Below are 19,914 nucleotides of genomic sequence, written 5' to 3'. Positions count from 1 at the left end.
CGTGAAGGCCGACCTGGACCGACTCCTGTCCGGTGCGCACCACGACCCGCACTCGGTGCTGGGTGTGCACACCGTCGGCGACCAGGTGGTCGCGCGGGCCCTGCGGCCCGGCGCGACCTCGGTCGCCGTGGCGTGGGGTGACAAGCAGGTCGAGCTGCCGCGCATCGCCGACGGCCTCTTCGAGGGCGAGCTGCCGGAGGCGCCCGGCGACTACCGGCTGCTCGTGTCCTACGGCGACCGCACGATCGAGGTCGACGACCCGTACCGGTGGCTGCCCACCGTCGGCGAGCTGGACCTGCACCTGATCGGCGAGGGCCGCCACGAACGGCTGTGGGACGTGCTCGGCGCGCACGTGCGGTGCTACGAGACGGTCACCGGTGACGTCACCGGTGTGTCGTTCGCCGTCTGGGCGCCGAACGCGCGCGGTGTGCGCGTGACGGGTGACTTCGACGGCTGGGACGGGCGCGCGAACCCGTTGCGGTCCATGGGGTCCTCCGGCGTGTGGGAGGTGTTCCTCCCGAACGTGCCGGTGGGCTCGCGGTACAAGTTCCGCATCCTCGGCGCCGACGGCGTGTGGCACGAGAAGGCCGACCCGATGGCGTTCGCCACGGAGGTGCCGCCGCAGACGGCGTCGGTGGTCACGCGGTCCGAGCACGAGTGGCAGGACGCCGAGTGGACGGCCCGGCGTGCGGCGACGCAGTGGGCGAACGCGCCGATGTCGATCTACGAGGTGCACCTCGGGTCGTGGAAGCCCGGCCTGAGCTACCGGCAGCTCGCGACCGAGCTCGCCGACTACTGCGAGGACATGGGCTTCACGCACGTCGAGCTGCTGCCCGTGGCCGAGCACCCGTTCGGCGGTTCGTGGGGCTACCAGGTCACCTCCTACTACGCGCCGACCTCGCGGTTCGGCACCCCGGACGACTTCCGGTTCTTCGTCGACGCCCTGCACCAGCGCGGCATCGGCGTGCTGGTCGACTGGGTGCCCGCGCACTTCCCCAAGGACAGCTGGGCGCTCGCGAAGTTCGACGGCACCCCGCTCTACGAGCACGCCGACCCGCGCCGCGGTGAGCAGCTCGACTGGGGCACGTACGTCTTCGACTTCGGCCGCAACGAGGTGCGCAACTTCCTCGTGGCGAACGCGCTGTTCTGGATCGAGGAGTTCCACCTCGACGGGCTGCGCGTGGACGCCGTGGCGTCGATGCTCTACCTCGACTACTCGCGGCCGGAGGGCCAGTGGCTGCCCAACGAGCACGGCGGCCGGGAGAACCTGGAGGCGGTCCGGTTCCTGCAGGAGCTGAACGCGACGGTCTACAAGCGGCACCCCGGCATCGTGATGATCGCCGAGGAGTCGACGGCGTGGCCGGGCGTGACGCGGCCGACGCACCTGGGCGGTCTCGGGTTCGGCTTCAAGTGGAACATGGGCTGGATGCACGACACGCTGCACTACCTGTCGCGTGAGCCGGTCCACCGCTCGTTCCACCACAACGAGATGACGTTCTCGCTGGTCTACGCGTGGAGCGAGAACTTCGTGCTGCCGCTCTCGCACGACGAGGTGGTGCACGGCAAGGGCTCGCTGTGGACCCGGATGCCCGGCGACGACTGGAACAAGGCGGCGGGCGTGCGGTCGCTGCTCGCGTTCATGTGGGCGCACCCCGGCAAGCAGCTGCTGTTCATGGGCGGCGAGTTCGGGCAGCGGCAGGAGTGGTCGGAGTCGCGGTCGCTCGACTGGCACCTGGTCGAGCAGGAGCCGCTGCACCAGGGCATCCAGTCGTTGCTGCGCGACCTGAACTCGGTCTACAAGACCGCCGCGGCGCTGTTCTCGCACGACGTGACGCCGGAGGGCTTCCAGTGGATCGACGCGAACGACTCGGGCGGCAACGTCCTGTCGTTCCTGCGGGTCGGTGAGGACGGCTCGACGCTCGCCTGCGTCGCGAACTTCTCCGGATCGCCGCACCACGACTACCGGGTCGGCCTGCCGTCGACCGGGCGGTGGAAGGAGCTGATGAACACCGACGCGGCGCACTACGGCGGGTCGGGCGTGGGCAACATGGGCGGTGTCGTCGCCGAGGCCAAGCCGTGGCACGGGCGACCCGCGTCGGCGGTCCTGCAGCTGCCGCCCTCGGGCGTGCTGTGGCTCGTGCCGGACCCCGCCGACGAGCTGTGACGCCGGCCGGGGTGCGGCCGCAGCCGGTCGCGCCCCGGTCACCGGCGGTGATCTCGCCGGGTGAACCCGATCGGCCCGGCACACGTTGACCCTCACATGCGCCTGAGTTCGCCGAGTAGGGCCTCCGTCGAGCCGGGCGGCAGGCACAATGGTGTGATGCGGCACTGGAGCATCGCGCTGATGGTCGTCACCGCCCTGCTCGCCACGGGGTGCACCGCCGGGATACCCGGCCGTCCCCGTGCCGCCAAGGTGGTCAAGCAACAACCCGCCAACCCGACGATCCAGGTCCGCGGCAGCGACAACGGCCGCATCGACCAGCTCGCGGCGACGGCGCTCACGGACATCGAGGTCTTCTGGACCGACTCGTTCCAGAAGACGTTCGGCAAGCCGTGGAAGAAGCTGAGCGGCGGCTACTACTCCGTCGACACCGCGGACTCGGCCGCCAAGCCGCCGCCGTGCACGCAGAAGGCCGCCGACGTGGAGGGCAACGCGTTCTACTGCCCCTCGGCCGACGCCATCGCCTGGGACCGCTCGTCGCTGCTGCCCGTGCTGGAGGACCGCTTCGGCGAGGCCGCCGTGGTCGTCGTGCTGGCCCACGAGGTCGGCCACGCCGTGCAGAACCGCATGGGCATCACGCCGGAGGCGGAGCGCCGTGAGCCGGACAAGTACCCGACGATCCTCACCGAGGCGCAGGCCGACTGCTTCGCGGGCTCGTTCGTCCGGCACGTCACCGACGGCGACTCCGAGTACCTCGACATCGGCACCGACGCGCTGGACAAGGCGCTGGGCGCGCTGATCACGTTCCGCGACCCGGTCGGCACCTCACCGGAGGACGAGCAGGCGCACGGCAGCGCGTTCGACCGCGTGGCCGCCTTCCAGGACGGCTTCGAGCAGGGCCCCAAGTTCTGCGCCGCCATGTCCGTGCAGAACCGCACGTTCACCCAGCGCGCCTTCACGAGCACCCGCGACCGCGCGAACGGCGGCAACCTGCCGTTCGACGAGATGCTGGAGTCGGTCACCCCCGACCTCGACACGTACTTCAAGACGCTGGCCACGACCCAGAGCAAGACCTGGCCGACTGTGCGCGCCGAGGCCGCGTCCAGCGAGCCGGACTGCTCCGGTGACCAGGGCCCGGTCGCCTACTGCCCGTCGGACAAGACCATCAAGATCGACACCAAGGACGAGCTGCCCGCGCTGCACAAGGAGCTCGGCGACTACGCCACCGGCACGCTGATCGCCACCCGGTACGCACTGGCCGAGCTGGCCGTCCTCGGCAAGCCGACCGAGGGCGAGGAGGCCTCGAAGGCCGCGCTGTGCCTGGCCGGCGCGTACACCGGCGCGGTGTTCCAGCGGCAGGACGGGTTCGGGCTGTCGCCGGGCGACTTCGACGAGGCGGTGACGGTGCTGCTGCGGTTCGACTACGCGGCCCGCGACGCGACCGGCGGTGACGCGGTGGACCCCGGCTTCGAGCGGGTGGCCCGGTTCCGCGAAGGGGTGTTCGAGGGCCCGAAGAAGTGCGGGCTGAACTGATCTCGCGCCCGGCAGCCGAAAGCCCGCAGCGGACCGTTCCGCTGCGGGCTTCACTGTGCCGGGGGGCGGTCAGCTCGACTGGAGCGAGATCTTCGCGCCGGGGATCTTCAGGGTGCCGCCGGCCAGGTCCGCGTTGCGCACCGTGACCTCGGTGAACGACGCGATCGGCACGTTCAGCGGCGGCGGGTGGGCCGCGGTGTAGTCAACCGGGATCTTGATGCCGAGGATGTCCAGGTTCCCCTTGAGCTGCACGGTGAACAGCTCGATCCTGGCCGGTGAGCCGAACGGGACCGAGACCGTGGACGTGCTGCCAGGCGCGGCCCTCGTCACGAGCTGCACGCCGGGTGAGACCTCGCCGGTCTGCACCAGGTCGCGGATCTTCATGTCGGTGGCCGTGAACTTGAGGACCTTCACGACCTGGCCGTTCAGCACCGAGTCGACGACGCCCGCGAAGTTCAGGCCGACCAGGTCGAGCCGGGAGGCGGTGAGGGTCCACTCCCTGCCGCCCGCCACCGGGGCAGGGGCCGGTGGCGGGGTGGCCGGCGTCGACGGCGGCACCGTGCTCGGCGGTGGGGCCGGCACGGACGACGACGCCGGCGGCGGGGTGGAGCTGCCCGGCGGGGTGCCCGGTGGCGTGCTGCTCGACGGCGGTGCGACGGAGCTGCTCGTGGGGGCCTGGGTGGTGCTCACGGGCGGCGGTACCGACGGGTCGGCGGGGTCGGCGGACGGTTGCTGGACGGCGAGCAGCGCGATCAGGGCCACGGCGGCCATCGGCGGTGCCGGGTTCTCCAGGGAGAGCTCCGACCGGCCCTTCCTCCTGCGCTTCTCCCCCGGTGCCTTCGGTTCCTTCGGCACGTCGGTCCACGCCACGGCGAGCGCGCCGCCGAGCAGGCTGAGGACGGTGCCGAGCAGGAAGCCGCCGAGGTTCGTCGTCACCAGCGCCACCAGCGACAGCAGCACGGTGACGATGCCGGAGGCGAGCCGGAACCCCGGCGCGATCCACAGCGACAGACCGCAGATGATCAGCAACGTGCCGATCAGCAGCGCGGAGACGCCGCCGATCGTCTTGATCGAGATGATCATGTCGCCGAGCTTCACGCCGACGAACGGCGGGAACAGGATGACCATCGCACCGGCGATGACGAACAGGCCGGCCCAGAAGGGCCGGCCACGCCGCCACGCGGTGAAGCTGCGCCAGAGCCTCAGAAGCACTCGTTCTGCCCCTGCTTCAAGCTCAGGCTCATCCCCTTGAACTTGATGGACTGGGCCGTCGTGCTCCACGCGACCTGCCGCAGCGCCGCGATGTTGACGGTGTCGGCCTGCATGCCGAACGACCCCGGCAGGCCCTTCAGGCCCTCCGGGCCCTTGGACAGCGTGCCGGCGTCGATGCCGATCTGCGGGTTGCCCAGCGTCAGGTCACCGCTGATGTCGGTGAGCCCGACGACCAGGTTGGTCGCCTCCATGCCGCCCTTGCCGCCGGCCTCGATGCGCATCGTGAGGTCGCCGACGACCGGCATGTCGGGGACGAAGACCGACTGGCAGAACTTGTCGAGCGATGCCGACTTGAAGCCGTTCACCGCGACCGGGTGCACCTGACCGGACCCGGCGTCCACCCCGCCGAACTGGACGTACCCCTGGCCCGTCAAGCCGTCAGCGGACACCTTGAAACTGCTGCCGGACACCGAGAACGAGGCGGCCAGCGCTCCTTGGGACATGCCGAAGAGGAGCACACCGGCGCCCACGGCACCGATGCCGAGCACCCCGACGAACCGTGCCCAGCGCGTTCTTCCCATACCGCCAAACTCCTTCCACGCCGAAGGCTTGCGTGGGGGGACTGTGCGCTCCGGAACATCGGCGGGACAAGGAAACGAGTCCGTGCAGTCTTGAAATCACCCCAGGGGGTGAGGGAGTTTCACGTTTGGCCGCTGGTGGTTCCCTCACCAGGCCCAGAGGGCACTGAGTAGCCTCTGACCATGGGGATCGGACGCCTGGCCGCAGCGCTCACCACCGTCGTCGCGCTGGCGGGATGCTCCTCCGTGGTCGAGGGAGCACCGAAGGGCGAGCGGCCCGACCCCACGAAGGTCGCGGGCCTCGCGATCACCAACGGCCCGTCCGGCGCCAAGCCCGGCGTGCCGAACGCCGACCTGTCCGTCGAGAACGGCGACGGCGGCGAGATGGACCAGCTCGCGATCAACACGCTCGCCGACGTCCAGGAGTTCTGGAAGGACGAGATGCCGAAGGCGTTCGGCGGCAAGGCGTTCGAGCCGGTGAAGCGGTTCATCTCCTACGACTCCAACGGCAAGGGCGTCGAGGTCTGCCGCCTCAACACCACCGGCATCGCCAACGCGTTCTACTGCGCGGTCGACGACAGCATCACCTGGGACCGCGGCGAGCTGCTGCCGATGCTCAAGGACGCGTTCGGCCCGATGGCCGTCGTCACCGTTCTCGCGCACGAGATGGGCCACGCCGTGCAGTACAAGCTCGGTGCCGCGTCCGGCATCGGGCCGAACACCCAGTCGATCGTCAAGGAGCAGCAGGCCGACTGCTACACCGGCGTGTTCATGCGCTGGATCGCCGAGAACAGGTCCAAGCACTTCGAGCTGTCCACCGGCGAGGGCCTCAACCAGGTGCTGCAGACCATGTTCTTCATCCGCGACTCCGCCGGCACCTCGTTCGAGAAGCAGGGCGCCCACGGCAGCGCGTTCGACCGCGTCTCCGCCTTCCAGTTCGGGTTCGTGCGCGGTGCCGCCCGCTGCGCCGAGATCAACGAGGCCGAGATCGACAAGCGCATCACCGAACGCCCGTTCTCGTTGCAGGACACCGACCAGGGCCAGGGCCGCGGCAACGCCCGCATCGACCAGGACAAGTACCTCAAGGCGCTGGAGGAGTCGCTGCGCGACGCCTACAGGTCCAGCGGCGCGGCCTTCCCCGCCCTCGACAAGGGCGGCATCAGGTCCTGCGCCGACGCCCAGACGACCTCGCCCGCGTCCTACTGCCCCGCCACGAACCAGGTCCAGCTCGACCTGCCGTCGCTGGTCAAGATCGGCACCCCGCCCAAGCGCGGGCAGAAGGGCGGCATCGGCGACTTCGCCGCGTTCGCCGTCGTGGCGTCCCGCTTCTCGCTGTCCATCCAGAGCGCCACGGGCTTCAGGCTCGACGACGACGCGGCGGGCCAGCGCACGGCGTGCCTCACCGGGGCGTGGGCGGGGCTCACCAACCGCCCCGACCCCGCCGCGGGTCTGCGGCTGTCCCCCGGCGACCTCGACGAGGCCGTGGCCGAGCTGCTCGCCGACGACAGCCTCATCGCGGCCGACGTGAACGGCAAGGCGGTGCCCTCCGGGTTCGCGCGGGTGGAGGCCTTCGCCGACGGGTTCTTCCGCGGTTCCGCGCTGTGCGTGAAGAAGTACTCGGTTTGACCCTTTGATCGACGCCGGTCGATACTTTTCCGGTGCTGACCGATGAAGCCACCACGTACGCCTCGTGGTTCGCGAGCCTGTCCGACCCCACGCGCGTGCGCCTGCTCCACCAGGTCGCGTCCGCGCCCGGCGAGGTCACGGTGGGCGAGCTGACGACGTCGCTCGGCATCAGCCAGTCCACCTGCTCGCACCACGTCCGCAAGCTCGCCGAGGTCGGCTTCCTGCGCGTGCGGCGCGAGGGCACGGCGACGATGGTGTCGGTGAACCCGTCGTGCTGCACCGGTCTGCCGCACGCCGCCGACGCCGTGATGGGCGCGCTGACCACCGGTTCGGTCCGGCCGGTCGCCGGTGTCGCCGTGCGCGCGATGACCGCGGCCGACTGGCCCGATGTCCGCCGCATCTACGGCGAGGGCATCGCCTCGGGCAACGCGACGTTCGAAACCGAGGTCCCGTCCCGCCGCACGCTGGAGCCGAAGTGGCTCCCGGACCACCGCTGGATCGCGGTGGTGGACGGTTCCGTGGCGGGCTGGGCCTCGGCCGCCCCGGTCTCACCGCGCGAGTGCTACGCGGGCGTGGCCGAGACCTCGATCTACGTGAGCGACGCGTTCCAGGGCCGCGGCGTGGGCAAAACCCTGCTGCACCACCAGGTCTCGGCCGCCGATGCCGACGGCCTGTGGACGTTGCAGGCCGTGATCTTCCCGGAGAACCGCGCCAGCATCGCACTGCACCACCGGGCGGGGTTCCGCACGGTCGGACTCCGCGAACGGATCGCCCAGCACCACGGCAAATGGCGCGACACCGTACTCCTCGAACGCCGCCGCCCCTAATTCAGAGGGTACGCGGGGTCCCCGCGTACCCCAGAAGGGAACGCGGGGACCCCGCGTGCCCACAAAAGGGAACGTGGGGTCCCCGCGTGCCCCCAAAGGGAACGTGGGGGCCCCGCGTGCCTCAGAGGGGGACGTGGGGGGCCCGCGTGCCGGTCAGTAGAGGGCGGAAGCGAGGTTGCGGCGGGCTGCGGCCACGCGCGGGTCGTCCGCGGGGAACAGCTCGAACAGGCCGACCAGGTGCTGGCGCACGCGGTCGCGGTCGTCCCCGTACACCCGCCGCACGGTGTCGACGAGGCGCTTGAACGCCTCCTCCACCTGCTGCGACGCCACCTGCGCGTCGGCGGCGGCGAGCTGCGCGTCGACGTCGTCCGGTGCGCCGTCCGCCTTCGCGATCACCGCCGGGTCGACGGCTTCGGCCCGCTCGGCGAACCGCGCCTGCGCGAGACCTTCCTTCGCAAGCTCGTTGGACGGTTCGGCGTCGAGGATGTGCTGGTAGGCGGCCTGCGCGGCGGCGTAGTCGCCCCGCTCGAAGGCCTCCTCGGCGGCGACGAACCGCGGGTCCTCTGGAAGCTCTTCCGGCTCGGCCGGCGCGGTGGCGTTGGCCTCGCCGGCGCGGATGCCCGGCAGCCGGTCGCGCAGCGCGTCCAGCAGCCGCGCGATCCACTGCTGCAGCTCGGCGTCAGCGAGCGGGCCGGCGAACGCGTCGATCGGCTGCCCGCCGGCGACGGCCACGGTCGTCGGCACGGACTGCACGCCGAACGCCTGGCCGATGCGCGGGGCCTGCTCCAGGTCGACCCGCGCGAGGATCCACGAGCCGCCCGACGGCTGGGCGAGTCGCGTGAGCGACGCGGCCAGCTGCTGCGACTCCGGGCTGTAGGAGGCACCCAGCAGCACCACGACGGGCACCTGCAGGGACTGCTCGACCACCGCCTGGAACGACGCCTCTGTGACGTCCACGATCCACGGCGCGGACCCGTTCGGAGGCTCCGGCGGGACCGGCGGCGGGAGCGGGCGACGCGGCCGCCTGGCGGGCGGCGTCGGCGCGCGCCTTCAGGGCACCCAGGTCGACGGCGCCCGAGAGCGCGGCGGACAGTGCGGCGGTCTTGCGAGGATCAGGCCTTGTCACGTGTTCCATCCTGGCACGGCTAGTTCCCGGACCGGGTCCAGGGCCATCGGGTTGACGCGCATCGCCTCGTTGCCCGAAGCGATGCGTAGTGCAAGCGGTGTCATCAGGTCGACGAACCGCTCGGTTCGCTGTCCTCCCAGCGCTTCCCACGGCGCGCGGGCGGCCTCGTCGGTCGCCCGTTCCACCGCGGCGAGGTCACCGGGCAGGTCGGCGGCTTCCCATTCTTCCTCCGTCCACCCCCTCGCCGTCCGCATGTACGCCGGATCGAGGGAATGCTCACGCGCGTAGAGCGCAAGCGCTTGGCACGGTCCCACACCGTGGGCCACGAGCGCAGCCACATGCCCATCTCCACGCGACTCGCGCAAGATCGTGCACGCGTGCCACAGCGCCAGGTGCGGCTCGTCGGGCCACGGCAGCGCGCGGTTCGCCGCGGCCAGCGGGCGGCCCGCGATCGGAGCGGCCTCGGCGGCGTCCCGCGCGAGCACGGCCAGCTCGGTGATCTCGGGGGTGTCCACCGCGCCGAGCAACCGCCGCAGGGCGCCGTCGACGCCCTCCAGCCGGGCCCGCAGGAACTCCGCCGGCGAGGCGACCTCCCACGCGTCGGGCAGCGCCCGTGCGACCTTGCGCGGGGCGAAGTTGTAGAAGACGGCCGTCACCAGCTCGCGGGAGGCGGCGCCCAGCGGTGCGGCGCGCAGGCCGAAGTAGCCCATCCAGCCGCCCTTGCAGCCCAGCGCGTCGGTCGCAGCGCGGGACTCGGGCGTGAAGTAGGTGACGTCGTGGTACGGCTCGAACCGCAGCCACAGCTGCCTCACATCCACGCCCGACACGCTAACCCAGCGGACGCCGCCGCACGGACCCGCTCACCGGTGCGGCGTAGAGCCCTCGGCCGTTCGTGCGGACTGTTGCTCCACACGGGTCACGGGGTGTCGGCGAGGTGGTCCTCGATCCGCTGCACCTTGGCCTTCAGCTGCCCGGTGTGGCCCGGCCGGATGTCGGCCTTGAGCACGAGCGAGACCCGCGGTGCCGCGGCCTGCACCGCCTCCGTCGCGCGCTTCACGACGTCCATCACCTCGTCCCACTCCCCCTCGACCAAGGTGAACATCGAGTTCGTCTCGTTGGGCAGTCCCGACTCCCGCACGATCCGCACGGCCTCGGCGACGGCCGCGGCCACACTTCCCGACGAGTCCGATGCGGACGGAGCAACGCTGAACGCGACAAGCACACGTGCCTCCCTGGTGATCTCTGCGTGTACTGACTGGTAGCTTCCGTGCACATGACACCGCTGCCGTTCGATCCGATCGCCCGCGCGGCCGAACTGTGGGACGAGCGCGTCGGTTCGGCCACGTCGATGGCCGCCGTCACGAGCGTCATGCGTGTCCAGCAAATCATCCAGTCCGCGGTGGACGCAGCCCTCAAGCCGCACGGGCTCACGTTCGCCCGCTACGAGGCGCTGGTGCTGCTGTTCTTCTCCCGCAAGGGCGCGCTGCCGATGCGGGTCATGGGCGAGCGCCTGCAGCTGCACCCGACGTCGGTCACGAACATCGTCGACCGGCTGGAGAGCGACGGCCTGGTCCGCCGCACGCCGCACCCGACCGACCGCCGCACGACGCTGGTGGAGATCACCGAGGCCGGTCTGCAGCGCCGGGAGGCGGCGACCGAGGCGGTCGTGCGGGTCAACCTCGGGCTCAAGGGACTCACCGACCGGCAGACCGAGCAGCTCACCGACCTGCTCGCCAAGGTGCGCAGGGCCAGCGGCGACTTCGAGGACTAATTCGGTTGGCACGCGACCGGAGCTGTGGCGTCATGGGCGGGTGATCCGAAACCGCCCTGACCGCTCGATCGTCGCCCTCGTCAGCACCCCGAGCGGGTTCGCCGGGCGCACCGGTGTCCTGCCGGTGCCGACCCCGGAGTGGAACCACGTCGAGCCGGTCAACGCCGTGCTGCGGGAGCTGCTGGGCGTCGAGACGAGCGTGCTGCGGCTGGTGTCGGTCGAGGGCGGCCAGGTGCCGTGGGGCGGCACGGTCACCTACCACGTGGAGGCGCACGGCGAGCCGGACCGCACGGAGCTGCGGCCCGCGGAGGAACCGGAGCCCGACGCCGAGAACCGGTTGCCGTGGGCGCGGCTCGGCGGTCCCGCGGAGCTGGTGGCGTGGGCCGACACCGCGGTCACCCGCACCGGTCCGGCCGTGCAGGTCAGGACGTGGAACCTGTCGAGCGTGCACCGGCTGCCCACCGCGGGCGGCCCGGTGTGGCTCAAGGCCGTGCCGCCGTTCTTCTGCGACGAGGGCGCCGTGCTCAAGACGGTCGCGGCGCACGACCCGACGCTCGTGCCGGCGGTGCTCGCGTCCGCGCCGGGCCGGGTGCTGCTGAGCCAGGCGGAGGGCGGCAACTGCTGGGACCTGACGCCGGAGCTGGTCGAGCGGGTCGTGCCGCGCTGGGTCGCCGTGCAGCACGCGCTGGCCGGCGAGCCGCAGCTGCCGCCGTCGGTCGTGCCGATGCCGTCGTTCGGGCTGCCGGACACCCTCGTGCACGGCGACTTCCACCCCGGCAACTGGCGCGACAGCGGCGTCGTGATCGACTGGTCCGACGCGTGCTGGGGCCACCCGGCGCTCGACGCGTGCCGGCTTGCGGAGTTCACCCCGCACCTGAGCGACGTGATCAGCCGGGTGTGGAGCGAGGCCTGGCTGCGGCACCGCCCGGACAGCGAGCCGCTGAAGGCGCTCGCCGTCGCCCGTCGTGCCTCACGGCTGCACAACGCGGTGAAGTACCAGGAGTTCCTGGACAACATCGAGGCGTCCGAGCGGATCTACCACGAGGGCGACCAGGAGGCCGAGCTGCAGAGCTGTTCGGGAGCTGCCCGTTCGGTGAGGCGGCCGGTCTTCGCGGCCCAGCGCTCGAAGATCACCGTGCCGAACGGCGGGATGCTGGAGAGCAGGCCCAGCAGCAGCGTGCGGGCGTCCCACCGCAGCGGCTCCTTCGCCATGAGCGTGACGAGGATGAAGGCGACGAAGACGAAGCCGTGGATCGGGCCGAAGACCTTGACGCCGATCTCGTTCTGCACCACGACGTACTTGAAGAACATCCCGAGCAGCAGCCCCGCCCAGGAGATCGCCTCGGCGAGGGCGAGGATGCGGAACCGTCCGGCCGCGCTGGAGAACGTCATGGCTCCCCATCATGAACCGTGATGGAGAGCACAACGCCACCGGGGTTGTCTATTTATGTCCTATTCCTCCCATTTGAAGACGCGGGAGGCGAGGAACCCGACCACGAGCGCGAACCCGGTGAGGACAGCGGCCGGCACCACCAGCGCCTCGACCCCCTTGCCGCGCACCAGCACGTCGAGCATGCCGTCGTTCATGTGCCGCAACGGGAACACCTTCGACACCGCCTGCAGCCACCCCGGCGCCTGGTCGACCGGGAAGAACGTGCCGGACAGGAACGCCATCGGCAACACCACGATGTTCGCCGCGGCCGACGCGGACTCCTCGGTCTTCGCGAACGCGCCGACGAGCATGCCGAGCGCGAAGAACGCGACCGTCCCCAGCAGCAGCAACGGGATCGCCAGCCACCAGTGCCCCGAGAGCCGCAGCCCGAACACCGGCAGCATCGCGATGCCGACGAAGATCGCGCCCTGCACCAGCGCGACGCCCGCGCTGACGAGCACCCGCGACGACAGCACCGCGGTCGTGGACACCGGCGCGAGCCTGATCCGCCGCAGCACCTGCTTGCGCCGCCACGACACCAGCGTCAGCGCGGAGCCGAACACCGCCGACACCGCCACACCCCACGACAGGATGCCCGGCGTCAGGTACTGGATCGGCTTGAGCGAGGCGTCCTCGACCTTCTCGGCGGCGAAGGTGAACCGCGGCGGCTGGCCCGTGGCGGCGAGGTTGGTCTTGTCCACGAACCCGTTCACGATCCCGAGGACGGTCGCCGACTGGACCTGGTCGCTCTGCGCGTAGCGGACGTCGAGCGTCTGGCCGCGCACGATCAGCGCGGCCGGCAGGTCGCCGTCCTTCACCTTCTGCAAGGCGGCGTTCTCGTCGTCGAACGCCTCCAGCTCCAGCACACCGCTGTCCCTGAGCGAGCTGACCACCGGGCCGTCGCCGACCACCGCGATCTTCGTCTTGTCCGTGCCCACGTCCCGCAGGAGCAGACCGAAGATCACCAGGAACATCAGCGGGAACAGGAAGGTGAAGAACAGCGTCACCCTGTCCCGGACGAACCCCTTGAACATCGCGAGCGAAAGCGTTCTGAACGCGGTCATGCGCGGTACTCCCGCCCGGTCAGGTCGAGGAAGACGTCTTCGAGGGTGGCCGTGCGGACCTGGAGGCCGTCGAGCGCACCGCGGTCGGCGAGCGCGGACAGCACCGGCGCGGGGCGGCGGGTGGAGATCGTCAGCGAGACCTCGTCCTCGTGCGCCTCCTCGACGCCGTCGAGCGCGGTGGCGTCCACGACGGACAGCAGGCCCTTCTGCAGCGTCACGTGAGTCGGTGCGTCCAGGCCGCGCACGAGCACCGCCGGCGGGTCGAGAGCGAGCACCCTGCCCCTGTCCATGATGGCGACGCGGTCGCAGAGGATCTCGGCCTCGTCGAGGTAGTGCGTGGTGTAGACGATGGTCTTGCCGCGCTCCCGGATGGCCCGCAGCACGTCCCAGAGGTTGCGCCGGGCCTGCGGGTCGAGCGCGGCCGTGGGCTCGTCCAGGAACACGATGTCCGGGTCGTGCACGAGCGCGCACGCGATGGAGAGCCGTTGCCGCTGCCCGCCGGAGAGCTTGTTCTCCTGCTCGTTCGCCTTGTCCGCGAGGCCGACGAGCTCCAGCATGTCCGCGGCGGTGCCGGGGCTCACGCCGTAGAGCGAGCCGAACGTCTGCAGCTGCTCCTTCGCCGTCAGCTTCTCGAAGAACGACGACGCCTGCAGCTGCACACCGATGCACGGCAACAACTTCGTGTTGCGCGGCCACGGGCTCTCGCCGAGCAGCGACACCTCACCGCTGTCGGGCTCGCGCAGGCCTTCGACGATCTCGAGCGTCGTCGTCTTGCCGGCGCCGTTGGGCCCCAGAATGCCGAAGAACTCGCCCTCGGCCACGGTGAACGAGACCCCGTCCACCGCTTTCAGCTCGCCGTAGCTCTTGCGGACGTCCCGCACCACGACCGCCGACCGTTCCTGCGTCATGGCGCGACGGTAGGTCAGCGGCAGGTCCAGCACGCCGCGGATCGACCAAAGTCGTCGCGAAGTCGAGACGAAAGCCGTCAGCCGCCCGCGACCAGCAACGGGCGTTCGGTGTGGACGTCGGCCGACCTGCGCAGCGCGGCGGCGAACTGCTCGAACCGCGCCCGCGGCACGGCCGTGCGGACCTCGCCCAGCGCCTGCCACGCGAGGCGGTGCTCCGCGGTCTCGGCGAGCCGCGGCACCGGACCGCCCATGACGTCCCCGGCGAACGCGAGCGCGACGGTCGCCGCCCGCAGGCACGCGGTCGCGAGGGTCACGCAGTCCTCGACGAGCGGGCCGTCACCACCGGGGCGCACGACCCCGCCGACGGCGAACCGGACGACCTGCATCAGCGCGAGGTGCAGGCGCTGGCCGGCCAGGACGCGCTGGTGCGACAGGTCCTCGGAACCGGTGCCGGGCATCACGACGGTCATGCCGACCTGGGGCCGGCGCAGGACGTGGTCGAAGAGGGCGGTGGGCGCCCACACCAGGGTGCGCCAGGCGTCCCCGCCCAGCGAGGTGCCCATGCGGGTGGCGTTGCCGAGGACGTCGAGGTAGGCGGTGAGGACGCCGGACAGGAACACGGCGCCGCTGTCGCCGCCGGCCCTGGTGATGCCCAGCCGCCGGTCGTCGGCGAGGTGGCCGTCGCACGGGCCGGGCTCCCACCCGATGACGTCGCTGCTCGCCAGCACCACGCGGGCCAGCCGCTGGTGCACGGGCGAGGCGGAGAGCACCGTGTCGTCCAGCCCCATCCGGGCGAGCACGGACGCCGCGTGCCGCACCGACTCGCGGTGCCGCGGCACGAGGTCGGGGTGCAGCAGGCGGAACGGTTCCACGTCGTCCCCTCCGTTGGTTGTCATCACAATGACCTGCGGGCGGCGGGAAGTCATCCGGATGGGCCGCTGCGTTACGTCTCAGTTGGACTGCACCCAGGCCGCGAGCTGCGCGCGGGTCGACAGGTCGAGCACGGTCTTCACGTTGTGCACGTGCGACTCGACGGTGCGGTGCGAGATCCCCAGGCTGGCCGCGATCTGCGCGTTCGTGAGGCCCTGCGCCACCAGGTCGGCGACCATCCGCTGCCGGTCGCTCAGCACCGCGTCGCGCGCGGCCGCCTCGTCCAGCGCGGTCTCCACGGCGTAGCGGAGGTCCATCGCGCGACCGGCCCGCTCGGCCCGGCTGAAAGCCGCGCGGGGCAAGGCTTCCCGTGCGACGTCGCGAACGGCGGCGATCTTCCGCCGCCACCACGGTCCCGGCGGGACGTCCCACACCGCGCGCATCTGCCGGCAGGCGGCCAGCAACCGCACCCCGAGCTCGTGCCGCCCGGACAGCACGGCGACCAGGGCGCAGCCCTCGACCGCCTCCAGCACCGCCCGCGGCGCCGCCGCCGACATCCGCGTGCTCTCGGCGAACCGCGCGCCCGCCCTGCCCAGGTCGCCGCGTTCCAGCGCGACGCAGCCGGAGGTGTGCAGGGCGGTGGCCGCGATGTCGGGGCGACCCAGGTCCGCCAGCACGGGCAGGGCCGCGGACACCAGCTCGTCGGCGCCGTCGACGTCGCCCAGCTCCAGCCGCACCCGGCCGAGGTTCCGGCTCGACACGGCGACGCTCACGTCGTCGCCGTTGCGCACACCCCACTCGATCGACCGGCGCAGGGCCCGCGCCGTGTTCGGCAGGTCGGCCATGCCGTCGTAAGCGCCCGCGACCGTGCGGTAGAGGCGGCACACGACGAGCTGCTGGCCACCCGCCTCTGCGGTCTCGACCGCCTCCAGCGCGTACCGCACCGCGTCGTCGTGCCGTCCCTCGTGGCTCGCCAGCAGTGACGCGTACTCCAGCGCGAGGACGCGGTAGCGCGCATCGGCCGCCGTTCGGTCCAGCACCTGCATCAGCACGGTGCCCGCTTCGGCGAAGCAACCGCGGTCCGAGCAGACCCGCAGCAGGATCGTGGCGAGCATCAGCCGGCGTTCGTCCCACGGCTGCACCAGACGGGCGAACGCGTACGCCACGTTGTCGTACTCCTGGTGCTGCACCTCGACCTGCTCGGGCGTGAGGACCGACGACGTGACACCGGGTTCGCCCATCCCGCACAACCAGTCGACGATCCGGCGCGCGGTCTCGGCGTACTCGTCGCGGCTGCGCAGCTGTTCCTCCGCGTAGAGGCGCACCGACTCCAGCATCCGGAAGCGGCCGTCGTTCTCCCGCACCACCAACGACTTCGCCTGCAACGCGGCGAGCGGCTCGACCACCGGCCCGCCGTGCACGACCTCGGCGATGCCCAGCCCGAACCCGCCTGGCAGCAGCGCGAGCCTGCGGAACAGCGCCTCCTCCTGCCCGGTCAGCAGGTCGTGGCTCCACGCGATGGCGGCGCGCAGGCTGCGGTGCCTGCTCTGCCCGTCCGCGTCGGCGAGCAGGTCGAGCCGTTCGTCGAGCCGGTCGGCCAGCTCGCACAGCGGCACCGACCGGATGAGCTTCGCTGCCAGCTCCACCGCGAGCGGGACGCCGTCCAGCCGCGCGCACACGGCGGCGATCTCGGCCTCGTGCTCCGGCGTGGCGCTGATCCCGGCCCGGTCGGTGAACAACCGGACGGCGTCGGCCGCCATGCCCCGCACCGGGTAGACCGCCTCCCCGAAGGCGCGCAACGCCTCCCGGCTCGTGGCCAGCACCTGCACCCCGGGACAGCGCGCCAGCAGCGCGTCCACGACGGCACAGCACTCCTCGACGAGGTGCTCGCAGTTGTCGACCAGCAGCACCACCCTGCGTCCGGCCAGCTCCGCGAGCAGGGTGCCGTGCAACCCGGCCCCCGCGTGCCGGTGGACCCCGACGGCGTGGGCGAACGCGGGCACCACCTGGTCGGCCGCGCCGACCCGGCTCAGCTCGACCGTGCGCACCTCCACCCGCTTCAGCCGGCCGGCGAGCTCCGCCGCGAGCCGCGTCTTGCCGACACCGGCCGCGCCGACGAGCGTGAGCATCCTGTGCTTGCGCAGCAACACCTGCAGCTCGGCGAGCTCGGTGGCGCGTCCGACGAACGCGTCGGCGTGGGCGGGCACCTCGGTGACCACAGTGGACGTACCCGCGGTGCGCCGCCGGTAGGCCCGCTGACGGCACGCGTTCGAGCAGTACCGCGCCCTCGACGGCCGGGGCGCGAAGTGCGTGCCGCACGTCGCACAGGTGCCCATCGCGTGAGTTTACGGCCGATTCGGTGTCTCAATTGGGAAGTGTGCCCAGTTCGACGTCCAGCACGGCGCCGGACCGCAGCTCGGCGACCTCGATCCGGTCCCTGGTCCTGGCGAGCCACCCGCCCCGGACCCGCCGCACCACCTGCGTCTTCGCGAGGTCGGCGCCCTCGGCCCTGATCACGACGTCCCTGCCGTTCTCCAGGTGCACCACCGCCCTGGTGAACTTCGGGGCGTGCGGCACGAACTCGCCGGTGCCGGGCACCGCCGGGTACATGCCGAGCGCGCTGAACACGTACCAGGCCGACATCGTGCCGAGGTCGTCGTTGCCGGTGACCCCGGCCGGGCCGTTGACGAACAGCGTCTGCGCGGCTCTGACGACGACCGAGGTCTTCTCCGGCTTGCCGATCAGCGCGTACATCCACGGCGCGTGCAGGTCGGGTTCGTTGTTCGGGTTGTACCGGAACTGGTTGTAGTAGTCGTAGGGCCCGACGACCCACTTCTCCCGCACCGTGCGCCTCGGGTCGGTCAGCAGGTCCGGGTAGGCGAAGAAGTCGTCGAGCCGCGCCTCGGCCGCCGCCGCGCCGCCGACCGCGGTGAGCAGGCCGGGGATGTCGTGCCGGCACAACCACTGGTACTGCCAGGCCGTGCCCTCGTGGAACCCCTCCGAGCCCTGCGGCGTGTACGGGTCGAGCCAGGAGCCGTCCCGCAGCTTCGGGCGCGGGAACCCGGTGAAGCCGCGGTCGCTCACGCCCCGGTCCCACAGGGCGCGGTGGTTGAGGCCTCGCTGCCGCAGCCGTTCCGCGTCCTCCCGGTGCCCCAGCGCCTCGGCCATGACCGCGAGCGTGGCGTCGGCGAGCGCGTACTCCAGCGTGGCGGACGCGCCGTGGTGCGGGTCGGTGTCCTGCCCCTTCTTCGGGAAGTGCTTGTCGTACTGGACGAACCCGTTCGCGAGGTAGCTCGGGTTGCCCGACCGTCCCTGGAACCGGGAGCTTCTCCGGCGGCACGCCGTCGGCGTTCTGCAGCAGTGCCCGGTACGCCTGCTCCTCGAAGCCCTCCAGGTGCCCGAACCGCCACAGGTCGACCAGGAACGGCGTGACCGGGTCGCCGGTCATGCAGTTGGTCTCCTGGTTGGCGAACGCCCACCGCGGCAGCCACCCGCCCTGCTCGTGGACGGCGAGCACGCTGCGGGCGATGTCCTTGCTGCGCTTGGTCCTCAGCAGCGCCAGCAGCTGGTTGTGCGCGCGATAGGTGTCCCACAGGCTGAAGTACTCGTAGTAGGTCCAGCCGTCGGCGCGGTGGACCTGCCCGTCGAACCCGCGGTACCGGCCGTCGAGGTCGCTGCCGGTCAGCGGCTGCAACAACACGTGGTACAGCGCGGTGTAGAAGACCGCGCGCTCGTCCCAGTCGTCCGTCTCGACCTCGATGCACGCCAATTCGTCGCGCCACGCCTGCTGCGCCTCGTTGCGAAGCTCGTCGAAGCTCTTCTCCCCGGCCTCGCCGAGGTTCCCGGTCGCCCCGTCGGCGTCCACTTGCGACAGTGCGGTCTTCGCCGTGACCGGCCCGGGCTCGAAGGTGACCCACGCGCCCCGCAGCCCGGCACCGCCCCGCGACTCGCGCTGCCCCGGCTTCGCCCCGTTCGGGCCCCAGGTGCCGAACTCCCGGAACGGCCGGTCGAACCGGGTGGTGAAGTGGGAGACGTACGGCCGGCCGCCGCAGAACGCCTGCGTCTCCACGGTTCCGGCGATGGTGCGGTCGTCCAGGACCACCACGCTGCTGGCCGAGACGGGTTCCTTGTCGTTGGCCTGGCCGACGTTGACGAGCACCGTGCCGCCCACGCCACCCGGCCACGTGAACCGCTCGACGCCGACGCGCGTGGTGGCGGTGCACTCGACGGTGATGTCCCGGTCCAGCCTGACCTTGTAGTAGCCGGGCTTCCCGATCTCGCCGTCGTGGGTGTACTTCGCGCCGTAGCGCCGGTGGTCGAAGCTCGCCGGCAACGGGCCCGAGATCGGCAGGATCGAGACCAGCCCGCCCTGCTCCCAGCAGCCGGCGCCGGAGAGGAAGAAGTGGCCGAAGCCGCGGATGACCTGGTCGTCGTAGCGGTAGCCGGCGTAGTGCGAGCCGATCGGGCTGGAGTGGGCCTTGCCGAACGGCATGGAGGCGCCCGGGAAGGTGTTGCCCTCGTCCTTCGTGCCGATGAAGGTGTTGACCGACTCGATGGGGTCCAGTGCGTCCACGAGCCTCACCCTAGACGGGATTCCGGGCGCGGGCAGTGGTGCGGAGGAGTGGTTCCGCGAGCACCGGCGGAACGCGGTTGATCCTCCACAGTGGACATCGCTGGCGACCGCCCGCCACCCGGCCCCGCTTGACCGGTGCCGAACGGTTGACAAGGGCGTGGAGCCGGGGTGAGATACGGCCACTATGACAACGTTGTCCCCCAGCGGCCAGGCTGCCGGCCAGCGCAAGGTCC

Annotated in this window: 14 protein-coding genes and 2 pseudogenes; 6 read left to right on the top strand and 10 right to left on the bottom strand. The window is 71.5% G+C overall.

The genetic code is table 11. The features are described 5' to 3' along the window. Window position 1 precedes the first annotated feature (1 nt). Window positions 2–2,164 (top strand): 1,4-alpha-glucan branching protein GlgB, encoded by a 2,163-nt coding sequence (gene glgB / locus ACVDFE_RS12485; RefSeq protein WP_458430526.1) that lies wholly within the window; start codon window positions 2–4, stop codon window positions 2,162–2,164. Between the two features lie 156 nt (window positions 2,165–2,320). Continuing rightward, window positions 2,321–3,694, top strand: a complete 1,374-nt coding sequence (locus tag ACVDFE_RS12480) for a neutral zinc metallopeptidase (protein WP_458430525.1) — start codon at window positions 2,321–2,323, stop codon at window positions 3,692–3,694. Between the two features lie 69 nt (window positions 3,695–3,763). Here ACVDFE_RS12480 and ACVDFE_RS12475 read toward each other — a convergent pair whose 3' ends face one another. Together ACVDFE_RS12475 and ACVDFE_RS12470 are read right to left on the bottom strand one after the other, a co-directional pair. Further along, window positions 3,764–4,906: a DUF6114 domain-containing protein gene (locus ACVDFE_RS12475; protein WP_458430524.1), complete on the bottom strand. Its 1,143-nt coding sequence runs from the start codon at window positions 4,904–4,906 to the stop codon at window positions 3,764–3,766. Next, the gene (locus tag ACVDFE_RS12470) at window positions 4,897–5,487 is read right to left on the bottom strand and encodes a DUF6230 family protein (protein ID WP_458430523.1); all 591 of its coding nucleotides are present in this window, start codon (window positions 5,485–5,487) and stop codon (window positions 4,897–4,899) included. The genes ACVDFE_RS12475 and ACVDFE_RS12470 overlap by 10 nt, the downstream gene beginning before the upstream one ends. Before the next feature lie 180 nt (window positions 5,488–5,667). Here ACVDFE_RS12470 and ACVDFE_RS12465 point away from each other — a divergent pair, with 180 nt between their 5' ends. Together ACVDFE_RS12465 and ACVDFE_RS12460 are read left to right on the top strand one after the other, a co-directional pair. Then, window positions 5,668–7,110 carry a neutral zinc metallopeptidase gene (locus ACVDFE_RS12465; protein ID WP_360395643.1) on the top strand — a complete coding sequence of 481 codons (1,443 nt, stop codon included), beginning with the start codon at window positions 5,668–5,670 and terminating at the stop codon, window positions 7,108–7,110. 32 nt (window positions 7,111–7,142) lie between these two features. Then, window positions 7,143–7,937 carry a helix-turn-helix domain-containing GNAT family N-acetyltransferase gene (locus ACVDFE_RS12460; protein WP_458430522.1) on the top strand — a complete coding sequence of 265 codons (795 nt, stop codon included), beginning with the start codon at window positions 7,143–7,145 and terminating at the stop codon, window positions 7,935–7,937. A 153-nt stretch (window positions 7,938–8,090) separates the two neighbouring features. On the opposite strand, the pseudogene ACVDFE_RS12455 reads toward ACVDFE_RS12460, so the two are convergent. The 3 genes and pseudogenes from ACVDFE_RS12455 to ACVDFE_RS12445 form a co-directional block, all read right to left on the bottom strand. Next, window positions 8,091–9,063 (bottom strand): annotated as a pseudogene (locus ACVDFE_RS12455) (tetratricopeptide repeat protein). Next, entirely contained in the window at window positions 9,060–9,881 is an 822-nt protein-coding gene (locus ACVDFE_RS12450; protein WP_458430521.1) for an SCO6745 family protein, read from the bottom strand. Before ACVDFE_RS12450 ends, ACVDFE_RS12455 begins: the two are co-directional and overlap by 4 nt. A 98-nt stretch (window positions 9,882–9,979) precedes the next feature. Beyond that, a complete protein-coding gene (locus ACVDFE_RS12445) occupies window positions 9,980–10,285 on the bottom strand; it encodes a thiamine-binding protein (RefSeq protein ID WP_360395636.1) in 306 nt (101 codons plus the stop codon). 51 nt (window positions 10,286–10,336) lie between these two features. On the opposite strand from ACVDFE_RS12445, the gene ACVDFE_RS12440 reads away from it, so the two are divergent. Further along, window positions 10,337–10,834 carry a MarR family winged helix-turn-helix transcriptional regulator gene (locus ACVDFE_RS12440; RefSeq protein WP_360395634.1) on the top strand — a complete coding sequence of 166 codons (498 nt, stop codon included), beginning with the start codon at window positions 10,337–10,339 and terminating at the stop codon, window positions 10,832–10,834. 40 nt (window positions 10,835–10,874) lie between these two features. Continuing rightward, a complete protein-coding gene (locus ACVDFE_RS12435) occupies window positions 10,875–12,248 on the top strand; it encodes a phosphotransferase family protein (protein ID WP_458430520.1) in 1,374 nt (457 codons plus the stop codon). A gap of 38 nt (window positions 12,249–12,286) precedes the next feature. Here ACVDFE_RS12435 and ACVDFE_RS12430 read toward each other — a convergent pair whose 3' ends face one another. From ACVDFE_RS12430 to ACVDFE_RS12410, 5 genes and pseudogenes are all read right to left on the bottom strand, one after another. Then, entirely contained in the window at window positions 12,287–13,330 is a 1,044-nt protein-coding gene (locus tag ACVDFE_RS12430; RefSeq protein ID WP_360395629.1) for an ABC transporter permease, read from the bottom strand. Beyond that, the gene (locus tag ACVDFE_RS12425; RefSeq protein ID WP_458430519.1) at window positions 13,327–14,238 is read right to left on the bottom strand and encodes an ABC transporter ATP-binding protein; all 912 of its coding nucleotides are present in this window, start codon (window positions 14,236–14,238) and stop codon (window positions 13,327–13,329) included. The genes ACVDFE_RS12430 and ACVDFE_RS12425 overlap by 4 nt, the downstream gene beginning before the upstream one ends. 77 nt (window positions 14,239–14,315) lie before the next feature. Continuing rightward, window positions 14,316–15,134 carry a hypothetical protein gene (locus tag ACVDFE_RS12420; RefSeq protein WP_360395625.1) on the bottom strand — a complete coding sequence of 273 codons (819 nt, stop codon included), beginning with the start codon at window positions 15,132–15,134 and terminating at the stop codon, window positions 14,316–14,318. Between the two features lie 54 nt (window positions 15,135–15,188). Then, on the bottom strand, window positions 15,189–17,444 hold the full coding sequence (locus ACVDFE_RS12415; protein ID WP_360395624.1) for a helix-turn-helix transcriptional regulator: 2,256 nt from the start codon (window positions 17,442–17,444) through the stop codon (window positions 15,189–15,191). A 28-nt stretch (window positions 17,445–17,472) separates the two neighbouring features. Beyond that, window positions 17,473–19,717: pseudogene (locus ACVDFE_RS12410) on the bottom strand (GH92 family glycosyl hydrolase). Between the last annotated feature and the right edge of the window lie 197 nt (window positions 19,718–19,914).

It is taken from the genome of Lentzea chajnantorensis, assembly GCF_054300775.1.
The sequence above is the reverse complement of the archived record's forward strand: the minus strand, read 5'-3'. Positions and strand labels throughout refer to the sequence as shown.